Origin of the sequence: Alkalihalobacillus sp. BA299 (assembly GCF_017745675.1) — a bacterium.
Taxonomy (GTDB): Bacteria; Bacillota; Bacilli; order Bacillales; family Bacillaceae_F; genus Alkalihalobacterium.
Map to the genome: position 1 here is coordinate 1 of NZ_JAFLJM010000016.1, position 15,250 is coordinate 15,250.

14 protein-coding genes are annotated in these 15,250 nt (G+C 36.0%); 9 read left to right on the forward strand and 5 right to left on the reverse strand.

The features are described from left to right. Nucleotides 1-186: 186 nt before the first annotated feature. Together J0N78_RS18735 and J0N78_RS18740 are read right to left on the reverse strand one after the other, a co-directional pair. Nucleotides 187-588: a hotdog fold thioesterase gene (locus J0N78_RS18735; protein ID WP_209124653.1), complete on the reverse strand. Its 402-nt coding sequence runs from the start codon at nucleotides 586-588 to the stop codon at nucleotides 187-189. 175 nt (nucleotides 589-763) lie between these two features. Next, a complete protein-coding gene (locus J0N78_RS18740) occupies nucleotides 764-1,498 on the reverse strand; it encodes a metallophosphoesterase family protein (RefSeq protein ID WP_209124654.1) in 735 nt (244 codons plus the stop codon). 195 nt (nucleotides 1,499-1,693) lie between these two features. Between J0N78_RS18740 and J0N78_RS26410 the strand changes: the two genes are divergently transcribed. Further along, nucleotides 1,694-3,448, forward strand: coding sequence for a bifunctional diguanylate cyclase/phosphodiesterase (locus J0N78_RS26410; protein WP_209124655.1), 1,755 nt, complete (start codon nucleotides 1,694-1,696; stop codon nucleotides 3,446-3,448). Between the two features lie 147 nt (nucleotides 3,449-3,595). Here J0N78_RS26410 and J0N78_RS18750 read toward each other — a convergent pair whose 3' ends face one another. Next, nucleotides 3,596-4,462 carry a dimethylarginine dimethylaminohydrolase family protein gene (locus J0N78_RS18750; RefSeq protein ID WP_209124656.1) on the reverse strand — a complete coding sequence of 289 codons (867 nt, stop codon included), beginning with the start codon at nucleotides 4,460-4,462 and terminating at the stop codon, nucleotides 3,596-3,598. Nucleotides 4,463-4,658: 196 nt separating this feature from the next. Here J0N78_RS18750 and J0N78_RS18755 point away from each other — a divergent pair, with 196 nt between their 5' ends. The 7 genes from J0N78_RS18755 to J0N78_RS18785 all read left to right on the forward strand — a co-directional run bounded on the left by J0N78_RS18755 (nucleotide 4,659) and on the right by J0N78_RS18785 (nucleotide 11,547). Continuing rightward, entirely contained in the window at nucleotides 4,659-5,555 is an 897-nt protein-coding gene (locus J0N78_RS18755; protein ID WP_307794975.1) for an AEC family transporter, read from the forward strand. Between the two features lie 39 nt (nucleotides 5,556-5,594). Further along, on the forward strand, nucleotides 5,595-6,416 hold the full coding sequence (locus J0N78_RS18760; RefSeq protein ID WP_209124658.1) for a uroporphyrinogen-III synthase: 822 nt from the start codon (nucleotides 5,595-5,597) through the stop codon (nucleotides 6,414-6,416). A gap of 187 nt (nucleotides 6,417-6,603) precedes the next feature. Further along, nucleotides 6,604-7,602: an ABC transporter substrate-binding protein gene (locus J0N78_RS18765; protein ID WP_209124659.1), complete on the forward strand. Its 999-nt coding sequence runs from the start codon at nucleotides 6,604-6,606 to the stop codon at nucleotides 7,600-7,602. A gap of 99 nt (nucleotides 7,603-7,701) precedes the next feature. Further along, nucleotides 7,702-8,742: a FecCD family ABC transporter permease gene (locus J0N78_RS18770; RefSeq protein WP_374193932.1), complete on the forward strand. Its 1,041-nt coding sequence runs from the start codon at nucleotides 7,702-7,704 to the stop codon at nucleotides 8,740-8,742. Next, entirely contained in the window at nucleotides 8,739-9,758 is a 1,020-nt protein-coding gene (locus J0N78_RS18775) for a FecCD family ABC transporter permease (protein ID WP_209124660.1), read from the forward strand. Before J0N78_RS18770 ends, J0N78_RS18775 begins: the two co-directional genes overlap by 4 nt. 17 nt (nucleotides 9,759-9,775) lie before the next feature. Next, complete coding sequence (locus J0N78_RS18780) at nucleotides 9,776-10,591, forward strand: ABC transporter ATP-binding protein (protein WP_209124661.1); 816 nt, start codon at nucleotides 9,776-9,778, stop codon at nucleotides 10,589-10,591. A 62-nt stretch (nucleotides 10,592-10,653) separates the two neighbouring features. After that, on the forward strand, nucleotides 10,654-11,547 hold the full coding sequence (locus tag J0N78_RS18785) for a LysR family transcriptional regulator (RefSeq protein ID WP_209124662.1): 894 nt from the start codon (nucleotides 10,654-10,656) through the stop codon (nucleotides 11,545-11,547). Between the two features lie 181 nt (nucleotides 11,548-11,728). Here J0N78_RS18785 and J0N78_RS18790 read toward each other — a convergent pair whose 3' ends face one another. Further along, nucleotides 11,729-12,301, reverse strand: a complete 573-nt coding sequence (locus J0N78_RS18790; protein ID WP_209124663.1) for a guanylate kinase — start codon at nucleotides 12,299-12,301, stop codon at nucleotides 11,729-11,731. Nucleotides 12,302-12,633: 332 nt separating this feature from the next. On the opposite strand from J0N78_RS18790, the gene purT reads away from it, so the two are divergent. Further along, nucleotides 12,634-13,812: a formate-dependent phosphoribosylglycinamide formyltransferase gene (gene purT, locus J0N78_RS18795; protein WP_209124664.1), complete on the forward strand. Its 1,179-nt coding sequence runs from the start codon at nucleotides 12,634-12,636 to the stop codon at nucleotides 13,810-13,812. Between the two features lie 65 nt (nucleotides 13,813-13,877). On the opposite strand, the gene J0N78_RS18800 is transcribed toward purT, so the two are convergent. Then, a complete protein-coding gene (locus tag J0N78_RS18800) occupies nucleotides 13,878-15,122 on the reverse strand; it encodes a hemolysin family protein (RefSeq protein WP_209124665.1) in 1,245 nt (414 codons plus the stop codon). Between the last annotated feature and the right edge of the window lie 128 nt (nucleotides 15,123-15,250).

Genomic DNA, 15,250 nt, shown 5'->3' on the forward strand with positions numbered 1-15,250 from the left:
ACTCCATGTAAAGTTTAAGTGGAGAAAAATTAAGTAGCTTTTCTCCTATTAAGGTTGCCCAGATTTAGCTGAAATTAAAAAAATGGGGTACGTATTTGACAGTTTCGTTCATATCAGTCAACATCGCATCGCTTATGCTCTGCGTGTTTCCTTTATCTCCTGCGGTTCAGTCCAGTCCGTACGTCGCTAAACGTCCGCTTTCGCTTTTCTTATAGCAACTGTACATCGTGATATACATATTAATTTTTCTTCCTCATCGACAATTTTTATTTCCCAAACCATTGTTGTCCGCCCTTTATGAAGTGGAGTAGCGACTGCTGTCACAATTCCATCCGTTTTCGAACGAAGGTGGTTTGCGTTAATTTCTAGCCCTACTGCGATCTCGTTTTCTTGATCAACAAGGTTCCAGGTTCCCATACTAGCGACTGTTTCAGCTAATACAACAGACGCCCCACCATGAAGCAAACCAAAGGGTTGATGGGTTGCAGAATGAACGGGCATAGTAGCAACAACTTTGTCACCTGTTAGTTCGGTTACTTCTATCCCTAATGCACCTAAAATCGTTTCTTCTACTGGTTTAATATTCACTTTTCTAGCACTCCTTCTTTTGTTACTATTAAAATTTTAGTAAAATACTATATTCTCGATTTATGTTAGATTTTCCTTTTTTCTTCACTAGGAATACTATTTGACCAATTAACAACGTGACGAGATTAGTCGTATTGTTAGTTGGTTATCTGTTGGTGTTTTATAAATATATTTATTACTTACCAAAAGGACTTGTCCCGTTTAAAACAACATTCTTCATAATCTCTAGGTTTGGATATTGTACTTTCTCATATTGCTTAATGACCTTTTCTGTATCGTAGATGACTCGCTGAATTGATACGACAAATTGATCATTTTTTTCTTCAATAATGATATAAGAGGAAAGTGGTTGTCCGTCAAAAGGCAAACCGACACTCCCTAAATTTGCAATACATTTTCCATTAAAATAGCGGACATACGGCAAGTGAATATGGGCATAGATGTATAGATTAGCTTCATTAGATGTCATCATTTTTTTAGATAAAATTGTTGTGTCAGTTTCTGGGAGTACAACATCAAATAAGCTTGTCGGAGTGGCATGAAAGGCGTAAATATTCGTACCGTTCGGTAATGTTATTTCTAAGTCAGTAGGGAGTTGTTCTAAATATGAAAGGTCTTGGTCATCAAGCTGTGAAACACACCAATCCCTTTCTGTATTCATTATTTCAAGCAAATGATCAGGGACCTCACCTTGTCGAACACCTCGAACAACCCACTCATCCGCATTTCCTTTAATGACTTTTGCATTTAATTCTTGCACGAGTTGTAACGCGCGTTTGGGCTCTGGACCGCGATAACAGATATCACCTAAAACAAAAATTTCATCTACGTTTTGTGAGTGGATGTCCTTTAAAACAGATTCTAGAGCAACCGCATTACCATGGATATCAGATAGGAATGCATACTTCATATATTTCACCTCAGAAATTGTTTAATTATCCAAAGTATAGCAATCGTACCTTTGTTTAGCAAAAAAATAGAATGGGAATGGTTTATTATGGTTGTTTAATCATTCAGCTTAAATTTTGGGTAGAGTATGGAAGGATTGTGTCGAACCATGTATTATTGAAACTAAGAATAATGTTTAATTCAAAAGGGGGATACCGTGGAGCAGCCGAAACAAAAAAGATCAAAGCTTACAACTTTTTTACGTAATGAAGACAGTCCATACAAAAAAATTTTTTATACTTATCCTGAAGCCCTATTTTTGATTGATATATATGGTTATATTGTTGAAATTAATCAAGGTGTCTCTACATTAACTGAATTTGAACCTATAGAGGTCATAGGAAAAAACTTCAAAGAAATTGTGGTAGAGGAAGATTTAGCTAGTGTTATTGAGTACTTTCAGCTCGTTTTAAATGGGGAAATTCAACATTGTACCTTTCGAATCCAGCAAAAAAGTTTAAAAATAAAGTATGTTGAAGTAACATTTACTCCTATTCATGTTGAAGGAGACATTATTGGAATTTATGGATTAGCTAAAGATTTTACAGCAACAATTGAACTTGAGCAGAAGATGAAACAGAGTGAAGAAACGTTTCAAAATTTAATACAATACTTAGCTTATCATGACCACTTAACAGGAATGTGTAATCGGAAATATTTTGAAAAACGAATCAGGCAAGAAGTAGAATCGGCAAAAAAAAATGGTGAGGAGTTTGCTGTATTTATTATAGATTTAGATGGATTTAAATTTATTAATGATACGCTTGGACATGATATTGGTGACCACTTATTATGTGAAGTTGCACAAAGGTTATTTACGGAACTTGAACATGTCGAAGTACTTGCTCGTTTAGGTGGAGATGAATTTGGTTTGCTACAATTAGGAATTCATGGTGAAGATGAGGTTAAGGACTTAGCCTTTCAATTAAAAAATGCATTTGACGAACCATTTTGTAAAGGTGATTTTGAGCTGTACATTACATGCAGTATCGGAGTCAGCACGTACCCTAATGGTGGGGTTAATATGCATAAGTTAATGAAGAACGCAGATGCTGCGATGTACCAATCGAAAGAGCAAGGGAAAAATCAATATGAAATTTATACACCATCGATGAATAATAATAAGTATCGAATATTTACGTTGAAAAATCACTTACGAAAAGCGTTAGAGTTCGATGAGTTTATGCTCCATTTCCAACCTCGAATTAATAGCCAAACAGATGAAATTGTAGGTGTAGAAGCGTTGCTCAGATGGTATCATCCGAGCTTCGGTACTATACCACCAAATGAATTTATACCGATTGCAGAAGAGGATGGACAAATTATCGCAATTGGTGAATGGGTATTAGATCGAGCCTGCGCTCAAAATAAACATTGGCAAAAGCTTGGATTACCTCCTATTAAAATGTCAGTTAATTTTTCGGTATTACAATTTCTTAAGAAAGACTTAGTTGACATGGTCCGTTCGACCTTAGAGAGGCATGAACTTGATCCGGTATGGTTGGAAATTGAAATTACAGAAAGTGCAGTTTTAGAAAATAATCCCTGTATTATTGAAACGCTAAAAAAATTACAAAGTATGGGTATTACAATTGCACTTGACGATTTTGGAACAGGATATTCCTCACTAAGCTATTTAAGAAAGTATAAAATTGACACATTAAAAATTGATCGTTCATTTGTAACAGGTATACCCTTTGAGACAGAAAGCTTTGAAATTACAAAAACGATTATTACTTTGGCTCAAAATTTAAAAATGAATGTAGTAGCTGAAGGGGTAGAAACAGAAGAGCAATTGAACGCATTAAAGGAAATTAACTGTAAAGAAATTCAAGGGTATTACTATAGCAAACCATTACCAAAACAACAATTTAAAGAATTATTAGTAAATAAAAAAATGGTAATAAAGTAAAAAAGGGTACCTCATAGAAGCGTAAACCTCACAGCAATACTTTAAAGTGGATTAGATCAATCATTTAAAGTAGTGAGGATTTCGTTAACTCATTATTGAGGTACTTTTTTTAGGGACTTTTATTCATGAACTTTCACTATATATTAACTAATTACTATGTGGCTCACGCAATACAGGAAGTGTGCAGCACCGAAAAGAGCCCCCTGACTTTATTATTTCAGAAATGTCGACCTCAATAACTTCGAATCCCCGATCGTTAAGTTGTTTGTTTACTTGATTGTTTATCGGTAAGCTTATGATTTTTTTATTGCCAATCGATAAAATGTTTGTGCCAAGTGTGAATTGTTCTGCTTTTGATACTTCGATAAGGTCATATCGCGATGCAAGAAAATCGATGTCATTTTGAGCAAGGGCTTCAGGATAAATTAACGCCTCGGTAGGTGAGAGGATATTAAATACACAGTCGAGATGAAGAAATTTCTCAGTAAAAGGAATAGTAACGACTTCAAACTGTGGAAGTAAGTTCCGCATATGATTAATTGCGGCTTCATTTGTTCGATTACTTAAGCCAATGTAGATGGTAGACTGGTCAATTAGCACATCTCCACCTTCAATTTGATCACCGACAAGATTATAATAAGAAATTTCTTCATTTTTTAGCCATGTTTTTAAAACCTCTTCTTCGCCCTTTCTTAAATCATGCGCCATTTCAGCAACGAATATCGTCTGCCCTAATGTAAAGCCGATATCGCGTGTAAAAACTTGCTCAGGAAATTGGGTAAGCGGCGATAATAGGACAACATCAATTCCATGACTTAACAATGTTTCTACAAATTGTTTATGCTGATTTAATGAACGTTGAATGTGTATGCCTTCATCTTTAAAATGCTTTTGCGTATCATTTATGACTTCACGAATAGACATATGTTGTGGTTCACATAATATCACTTTTCGTAACACGTCATATTCACTAATGCAAAACGTTTTGTGTTTTGGTTCAGATAATGTAGACATATGAACCCTCCCAGATTTATCATTTTAGTATAGTGTTTCCTGTAAGTAAGTCGTTATGTGAAAGTATATCAATTAAATCGTGAATAAATTTTATCGTACCTGTATATTTCGGTTTCCTCATTAATGATGTATGATTATTAAAATAGATTAATAAATAAAAATAGGAGTGGAATAGTATGACTAGTGAGATCTGTTGATGATTTTCGTAAATGTCGTTTTACCTGCTATTTTAATTTTTATGGCTGGTTTTATTGTTCAACGCTGGAAAAAAATGAATATAAAATCGATTTCGACATTAGCGGTTTATATTTTATCCCCTGCCTTAGTGTTTAAAACGTTTTATGATGTTCAGTTAGATCAGCAATACTTGTTTATAACGATGTTTTCTCTTATTCTTTTATTTTCCATTATCATTATTAATAAAGTGTATTCGAAGTTTCGTAAGTATCCACGAGATGTTGAAAGTGGCTTAATTTTATCCACTGCTTTTATGAATGCTGGAAATTATGGTGCTCCGATCATTTTGTTTGCTTATGGTGAAACAGGTTTTACGTATGCTGTCTCATTTATGGTTTTGCAGTCAGTTATTATGAACTTTTTCGGGGTATACTATGCTGCAAGTGGCAACATAGGTTTTAAAGCAGCGATCCGAACGATTTCAGGTATGCCGTTAACTTATGCTATGGTGATTGCAATTTCATTTAATCTTTTAAGTATTCCTTTTCCAGCCAATTTATATTCTGCTGTTGACCTTGTTGGTCAAGCAACTATTCCAGTAGTTATGCTTATTTTAGGTATGCAACTAGCAGAATTAAAGGTCGATAAAGTGATTAATAAAGAACGTCTGATTTATGGGACGACTGTAAGAATGCTTATTTCACCGCTAATTGCTTTTGTTTTTATTTTATTTTTTCCTGTAGATCCGTTACTTGCAAAAGTACTAATCGTATTAACCGCGATGCCAACTGCTGTAACGACAACAATGTACGCTTTACAATTCAACACTACGCCAAAGCTCGTCTCTAGTATTGCTTTAGTGACAACATTAGTAAGTGTTGTAACAATCTCGATTCTTTTGACCATTTTAGGGTAAACTAGATTCATAGTATGAATAGTGAAAGGAGTAAATAATATGGGAAATGCATTAGCAGGAAAAACAATCGTCTTAGCAGCTTCACGGAAAACAGAGGAGATGGCAACTCTAATTGAAAAACAGGGAGGAACTACTATTGTTCGTCCACTACAAGGTACTGTTTTTTTAGCTGAAGATCAAGTTGAACCAGAATTAAAACAATTAATTGAAGATGGTACCGATTGGATGATTTTTACAACAGGAATAGGTACTGAATCACTTCTAAATATAGCAAAACATAATGATTTAGAAGAAAGCTTTCTAGGACTGCTTCGTCATGCAAAGGTTGCAGCAAGAGGTTATAAAACACTCAATGCATTAAAGAAAATTGCGATTGAACCAATTGCAAAAGATGATGATGGAACAACTGAAGGATTATCTCGTGCGTTAGCTGGTTATGACTTTACAGGTAAGCGTGTCATGATCCAGCTTCACGGGGAGACGGCACCACGTTTAACGAGTTTTTTAGAAGAAAAAGGAGCAACTGTAAGCCACATTCTCCCGTACCGCCATATTGCACCGGATGAAGAGACAGTGTCAACTTTATGTCATGAGATTTTGAATGGTGAAGTAGATGCGGTATGTTTTACAACGGCGATTCAAGTTCGTCAACTTTTTAACTATGCAAAGGAAAAAGGAAGCTACCAACAATTACAACAATACTTTATAGAAAAAGTAGTCCCAGTAGCCGTTGGTAAAGTGACAGCAGAGGCATTCAGAGAAGATGGAATTAACAATTACGTTGTCCCTGAACTTGAAAGAATGGGTGCGATGATAATTGAGCTTGCTCGTTATTATGAAAATACAAGTAAAGTTAACTAATTCGTACAGCGGCACATTTTAATGTGCCGCTGTAAATTATTAAACTATTGACAATATTACTATCTCAGAGTATTATAGTGTATGTTCTCGTTGATAATTATTATCAGTAGCAATAATATATTTTTTTTGGTTATTATTGAGAATGAATTTCAATATACATATGTAATTTGGGAGGAGAGAGTACATCATGAAAAGAAAACCATTTTTTCTACATATTATAGTAATCATGGTCATTAGTTTACTTGTTCTTTCTGGCTGTGGTGCTAATAATGAAGCAGGAAATGAGCCAGAACAACCAGAAGAAGCTTCACAAGAGGTTGAGGGAAGCAGCGAAGAAGAGACAAATGAATCAAGAGTCATTACACACGAATTGGGAGAAACAGAAATTACGGGTACACCTCAACGAGTTGTCGTATTAGAATTCTCGTTTGTTGATGCATTAGCTTCACTCGGAATTAGTCCAGTAGGGATTGCTGACGATGGAGATTCAGATCGAATTATTGGGCCTATTGCTGAAGAAATTGGGGATTATACTTCAGCTGGAGCGAGAAAAGAGCCTAGCCTAGAAATTATCGCTAGTTTACAACCAGACTTAATCATAGCTGATTTGAAACGTCATAAGGATTCTTATGAAGAATTCAAAAAAATTGCACCAACTATTGTATTATCGAGCTTAAGTGCAAATTACGAAGAAAATATTGAAGCGTTTCCAGTAATTGCTGAAGCTTTAGGTGAAACTGAGAAAGCAAATGAACGTATGGCTAAACATGAAGAAACTTTGGCAGAGCTTAAGTCGAATGTTCCTGAAGATGAAAGCCGTACATTCTTGCCAGCTGTCGTAACTGAAACTGGCTTCCATGCTCATTCATCTACATCTTATACAGGATCATTACTTGAAACTTTAGGATTAACTAATGCTATACAAGGATCAGGAGTAGAAGATGCTACGAATAAAATTGATTTAGAAACTTTAGTAGAGCACAATCCAGATATTTTATTTCTCATGACTTCTGGTGGAGAAACAATTGTAACCGAGTGGGAAAAGAATCCTTTATGGCAGGAAATTAGTGCTGTAAAAAATGGTCAAGTGTACGAAGTGGACCAAAACGAGTGGTCTCGTTTTCGTGGTCTAATTGCTGCTGAATTAATCGTTAAAGATACGATTGAACATTTATACAATCAGTAAAAGAAATAATTCAATTGAAAGAAGCGGTGAAGCCCCCCTTGCCGCTTTTTTCACTTTTCGTGTTAAAAGCCATTGTTTTGACTAAGGAAGTGCTAGGATATGAATGTTTCTCAAAGTAAACTAATGATCAAAGACAATCATTCTAGAAGCCGCTTTATTTATTTTGGACTTCTGTTATTCATCGGAATTATCTTTCTCATTATCGGAATCTTGATTAGTATATCAATTGGCATGTCAGACGTACAATTTAACCATGTCATTGAATCTTTTTACGTAAGTGAACTAGCAAAAGAGCACTTGATTGTGCAAACGGTACGTTTACCGAGAGCGATTATTGCCTGTATAATTGGTGCTAGTTTAGCTGTCGCAGGAGCGATTATGCAAGCTATCACTCGAAATCCGCTAGCATCACCACAAATTTTTGGAATTAATGCAGGTGCTTCATTTATTGTTGTTGCTGCAACTGTATTTTTTTCTGGCCTCTCTCAATCCACTTTCGTTTATTTTGCTTTTTTAGGTGCAGTTATGGGAGGGATGATGGTTTATTATTTGGGATCATCCGGTAGTGGAATGACACCTATTAAGTTAGCTTTGGCAGGTATTGCCATTCATTTTTTCTTATCTGCACTGACAGAGGGATTAATTATTTTTAATGAACATACGACAGAAGGAGTTCTTTTTTGGTTAGCCGGAGCCATAGATAGTAAGGGTTGGCAGGATGTAAAAATTATTTTTCCTTGGGCGGTTCTTGGACTGGTTGGATCTTTTTTCTTAGCTAGGTCGCTAAGTATATTAAGCCTTGGAGAGAGTGTCGCCAAGGGTTTAGGGCAAAGAATCGGCTGGATCCGGCTTGTATCAGGCTTAATCGTAGTCATTTTGGCAGGTGCATCTGTCGCCATTGCAGGCCCGATTGGTTTTGTAGGATTAATTATTCCGCATATTACTCGATATCTTGTAGGTGTTGATTATCGTTGGGTGCTTCCGTATTCCGCATTATTTGGTGCCATATTACTAGTTTATGCTGATATTATTGCCCGTTTTATCGCATTTCCATATGAGTCACCTGTTGGAATTGTGACCGCATTATTAGGTGCCCCGTTCTTTTTTTATTTAATAAGAAGGGGGAAGAAGTTAGCATGAAAAATAATAGTCCAAATTATAGAAGAAAAAAAATCATTACTCCTAAGCGGCTTTTTCTCATTTTGCCCATTATAATTATTGGATTATCTATAATAAGTACAGGAATAGGTGCAGTATTTATTTCACCGAGCGATGTACTCGCTGTTTTAATCGGTTTAGGAACTGATATGGATACCTTTATTATAGAAAGTTATCGGATTCCTAGAATTGTGTTGTCTGTCCTTGTTGGTGCTGGTCTAGCTGTTTCTGGAACGATTTTACAAGGGATTATTCGTAATCCACTAGCATCTCCTGACGTGATCGGGATTACAAAAGGAGCGGGACTGTCTGCTGTCATTGTTATAATTTTATTCCCGAAGTCACCTTCTATTGTTTTACCGATTGCTGCTTTTGTTGGTGCGATGATTGTCGCCTTGGTCCTCTATTTAATGGTATATAAACAAGGGATTAAACCAACGACATTAGCTTTAGGTGGAGTTGCATTAGGGGCATTATGCCATGCGGGAATTCAATATTTTATGATCAAATATCCTCTTGAAATAAATGCTGCGTTAATATGGCTTACTGGAAGCTTATGGTCTAGAAGTTGGGAGCATATTTATGGAGTACTTCCATGGATTGTTATCCTGTTACCTTTAACGATCATTTTGGCTATTAAATTAGATATACTAAATCTTGGGGATGATGTAGCTCAAGATCTTGGTGAAAGTGTTTCGAAAATTAGATTACTGATGTTAATGATTGCTGTAGCGTTAGCTGCTTCATGTGTAGCAGCAGTAGGGTCTATCGGTTTTGTTGGATTAATTGCTCCACATATGGCAAGGAAATTTGTTGGTGTTAAACATAAATATTTGCTCCCAATTTCAGCTCTTATTGGCTCATTGTTAGTGTTATTAGCTGATTCTATTGGAAGGGGGATCATACCACCTAAAGAAATCCCCGTCGGTATTGTGATTGCGATTATTGGAGCACCTTATTTTCTATATCTTTTACGGAAAGAGAGAAAAAGCTTTTAATTGAGGAGGGAAGAACGATGGGAATTTTAAATGCAAATCAACTTAGTTTAGGCTATGAATCCATGCTAATTGTTGAGGATTTAAACCTTACCATTCCTCAAGGGGAAATTACTGTACTCATAGGTTCTAATGGATGCGGGAAATCAACGATTCTACGTTCCTTTGCAAGATTATTAAACCCAAAACAAGGATCTGTCTATCTGAATGGTGAGGATATTCAAAAGCAGCCAACGAAAGAGGTAGCCAAGAAATTAGCCATTTTACCACAAGGACCACAAGCACCAGAAGGTTTAACGGTGAAGGAACTATGCTTTTATGGCCGACACCCTCACAAAGGACTCTTTTCTAAAAATACTGCGGAAGATGATGAACTAGTGGAATGGGCACTTGAAGCAACAGGTATGACTCCATATGCCGAGAGATCTCTTGATGCTTTATCGGGAGGGCAACGCCAAAGAGCTTGGATTGGGATGGCATTAGCACAAGGAACCGATTTGCTGTTATTAGATGAACCTACGACGTATTTAGATTTAGCCCATCAAATAGAGGTGTTAGAGTTATTAAAACACTTAAATGAAGAGTATGGGCGTACGATCGTTATGGTATTACACGATTTAAACCAAGCGGCACGATATGCCAATCATTTAGTGAGTATACGGGATGGAGCAGTTTATCAACAAGGCACACCTACACAAGTATTTACAGAAGATATGCTCAGAGATGTGTTTGGGTTAGAGTGTAAAATTATTTCGGATCCCGTTGCGGGTTCCCCAATGTGTGTACCGATTGGAGTAAATAAACTTCCTCCGATAAAAAAAGTTCTACCTGTTTAAATACCTAATTGCATAAAAAAATTTTATCTTAAGAATGGGACTTTGTAGTAAGGAGAATAAACATGTCGATTGATGGTTTGCGTATTTTTGTTACCGTTGTTGAGCAACGACATTTTTCGAAAGCAGCAAAATTATTAAATTTATCACAACCGAATGTTAGTTTACATATTCGAAATTTAGAAAATGAGTTCGGTGCAGTGTTATTTCATCGGTCACCTAAGCAAGTGAAAGTGACAGAAGAGGGGGAAATTCTTTACGTTCGAGCGAAACAAATTCTCACGCTCTATGAGGAAGCAAAGCAAGAAATGAATGACCGGAAAAATATTGTTCAAGGAAAAATAAAAATTGGTGCTAGTTTTACGATTGGAGAATACATTTTACCTAGAATATTAGCGCAGTTTGCTAACGAAAATCGCGGTGTCAAAGTAGAAGTTACAGTCGGGAATACAGAAGAAGTGATAGAACGAATTCGTGCAAATGACCTTGATATTGGTTTAGTAGAAGGGGAGGTTACGAATACTGATATTTTAGTACAACCATTCATGGAAGATGAAATGATTGTGATTGCTCCAGCTAATCATACATTGGCTCAGCTTAGAGTAGTTAAGGCTGAAATGCTACAGGAGGAAGTTTGGATTTGGAGAGAAAGTGGTTCTGGAACACGTGCATACAGTGATCGTTTTATGAATGAGTTACACTTAAATGTCAAACATTCGTTTATTTTTAGCAGTAGCCAAGGAATTAAAGAGGCGGTATCAGAAGGGCTAGGAATTGCAATGATTTCAAAGTGGACCGTTCGAAAAGAGTTGCAAGCAGGAACGATTAAAAGGTTAAACATTAATAACCGTAAATTTGTTAGACCGTTTTCGCTCGTTCAGGCGAAAAATCCAGGTTACTCTAAAGCACATCAGTTATTTATCGAAGAGATTGAAAAAGCGACGAGTCATTTTGAATAGAACATATCTAACGTCATATCCATACCAAATGCGGCTTGATATTGATAGGGTATACCTACAAATTTAGTTGTTATGATGAATAAAGTCAGCTGTTACTTGCTAGAACAATTATTGAAAGCTTTATACATAAGAAAAAGAGCTTGCACATGAATCAAGCTCTTTTATAGTAATGATGTGTATATTAGTTGTTTTCCAAATATTTTTCAACGATATTTGCAATTTCAAAAGTCGTATGAGAAAGCTCGTAGTTTTCAATTGCGTACTCACACTTATCTTTATAGGCCATATCTTCGTTATAATGGTCTAAGTGATTTTGAATAACCTCATCTGAGTCACCACGGCCATATTGACGTCTTTTTACCGTTTCTTCATCGGCATAGACAAAGAAACGAATCACTTTATCACCGTACATTTCCTTTAATATTTCAGCGCCCTCTGTATTAAGAACGACCCAAATACAGCCTTTTTTCTTGAATTTTTCTTCGATTTCCTTTTCTTTAATTCCGTAAAGGTAACCATTAATTTCAACTTTCTCTAAAAATTCGCCTTTGCGGTGAGCTTCTAGAAAGTCAGCTTCACTTAAATAGTGGTAATCGACACCTTCAGTTTCATATCTTCTTTTCGTTCTCGTAGTATGAGAAACAACACCGTTCATATGGAAGGTTGCACCCACTAGTTTTGCAACAGTTTTCCTCCCTGAACCATCTGGACCTGTAAAAACAAAGATTTTTTCACTTTCTTTTAAGTTATACATGTACATTCACTCACCTTTCATATGCATGGTATCACTTCTTTATTTTACCTCTTTTTCCAGAGAAAATCGAAGGATATCTGTTATCTTTTGCTATTTTATTGGATTTAATAGGCGTTTTAATGAACATGTCTACTTGCTAGTTTTTTTTTTCAAATTTAGATAATATTAAAAGGTGAAGGTTTAAAAAGATGTAACAGAGGAATTTGGTGATTATCGAACATTTGTTGAATAAAACAACAAAAGAGTTCGTATTTATTTAATTAGTTGGTTGAAATATCGTTACTTCTAAGTTAATATGTTCGTGTGTAGAATAAATAAGGGGGAATTACATAATGTTCGGTGTACCATATGGAGAAAACATAAAAAAAATAATGCTATTAGGTTCAGGAGAGTTAGGAAAAGAAGTGGTTATTGAGGCCCAACGGCTTGGAGTAGAGACGGTTGCTGTGGATCGCTATGAACACGCACCTGCCATGCAAGTAGCCCACAGATCCTATGTCATTGATATGTTAGACGGTGAGCAACTGCGACAAATTATAGAAGAAGAACGTCCTGATTTTATCGTTCCTGAAATTGAAGCGATCGCTACAAATACATTAGTAGAATTAGAAAAAGAAGGATTTCATATTGTACCGACTGCAAAAGCAACGCAACTCACAATGGACCGTGAAGGAATTCGTCGGTTAGCGAGTGAAGAGTTAGGCTTACCTACTGCAAAGTATGCATTTGCAAATACCCTATCTGAATTAGAAGAAGCTGTAAAAGAAATAGGAACACCTTGTGTTATCAAACCGATTATGAGTTCTTCTGGAAAAGGCCAAAGTGTTTGTCGTTCTTTAGATGATATTGAAAAATCTTGGAATGAAGCCATTGAAGGCGGAAGAGGGAAACAGGAGAGAGTCATTGTCGAAGAGTTTATCCATTTTGACTCAGAAATAACATTATTAACTGTTCGTTCGATATCAGGTACCGCTTATTGTCCACCAATCGGGCATGTTCAAAAAGACGGGGATTATATTGAATCATGGCAGCCACACCAGATGACAAAAGCGCAAATTACAGAATCAGAGCAAATCGCTAAGAAGATAACAGATGCACTGGGTGGTTATGGTCTTTTTGGGGTAGAGCTATTTCTAACGCCTAATGGAGTTTATTTTAGCGAAGTTTCTCCTCGCCCTCACGATACAGGAATGGTAACATTAGCGACTCAACAGCTGTCTGAATTTGCCTTACATGTTCGTGCTATTTTAGGTTTACCGATCCCAGAAATTCGCCTCCTATCACCAGGTGCAAGCCATACGATTAAAGCTTGGGAAGAGAGTAAATCGTATAAAGTACTAGGTATAGAGGAAGCGTTATGTGAGGCCGATACTCAAGTTCGTCTCTTCGGGAAACCAGAAACGAAAGTTGGTAGAAGAATGGCCGTCGTGCTTCATACATCAGACACAGTAGACACATCAAGAGAAAAAGCGAAACAAGCAGCTGGAAAAATAACTGTTACGTACGAATAAATAAATGAGTACAATAGGGTGTCAGGCACCTTTACTCTATTAAAGAGTTAAAGATGTTTGACACCCTAATTCATTTCTACTTTGGCTTTTATAATACGCCGTTCTTCAGCTTCGGTAATAGTAATGGTTAAATGTTCGTACTGTAATTGTTCACCAACAGGAGGTACCTTTTGAAAAACTTCTACTAACCAGCCACCTAACGTATGATTTGTACTATCTGGTAGTTCACAATTTGTTAACCTGGCGAAATCATCTAAAGGAAAATCACCGTAAAACTCAAAGATATTTTCTTCTAATTGGTCAACACCTCGAACTTTATCGTCGTGCTCGTCCCAAATCTCGCCCACAAGTTCTTCTAATATATCTTCTAACGTGATAATGCCTGATGTTCCACCGAACTCATCGATCACCACGGCCATATGAACTCGATTTTTTTGTAATATGGGTAAAAGAGTTGAAACGGTTAATGTCTCAATGACAAACATTGGTTTTCGTACAATTTCTCTAATGTTTACTTTTTGATGTTTGATTAAATGTGAGAGAAAATCACGCTCAGACAATATTCCGATAATGTTATCAATATTTCCCTCATATACAGGAATTCTTGAAAATCGTTCTTCTAGTAGTAATGCTGTCACTTTATCTGTATCCATTTCAACATCAATGGCAACGACATCCGTCCTGGGTGTTAAAATCTCTACAACTCTAATATCATTAAAATCTAATGAATTATGTAGTAGTTCTTTTTCATGATTTTCAATGACACCTTCTTCTTCACTAATCGTAACCATCTCTTTTAATTCTTGTTCAGTAATGGAAGGAGTTAATTCTTGCTTCGTTACTAATGCTGAAATTCTTTCTTTGAGTTGAACTAGAAACCAAGTTAACGGTTTAAATAATTTCATAAGGAAAGTTAAGATACCGGCGATTTTTAATGCAAATGGTTCAGCATTTTCTTTCGCTAATGATTTGGGTAAGACTTCACCAAATATAAGGACGAGAGTCGTCATCACGACTGTACTTATTAAAAGGCCAGTGTTGGTCCCAAACAAAGTAGTTGCGATTTGAGCTGAGATTGTAGCAGCAGCAATATTAACCAAATTATTACCGATTAAAATTGTAGATAAAGCATGATCAAAGTGCTGTGTAATAAAAAAGGCCTTTTGTCCACCGGAACGATTTTCATCAGCATAGCTTTTTAACCGAATTTTATTTGCGCTTGAATATGCCGTTTCCGCTGAAGAAAAGAAGGCGGATAAAATTAAAAGGAAGATAAGAAATAGTAATAATTCAAGAGGAATTGTAGACAATATGATCGCTCCTAAAAATCAAAGGTATATTTTTTATTCTGTCCTAAATATTGAAATTGATAATTGTTGATAAAAATTTGTTAAAGAGTAAAAAAGTACTTAAAATGTAAATCGTTAGTGTTAGACAA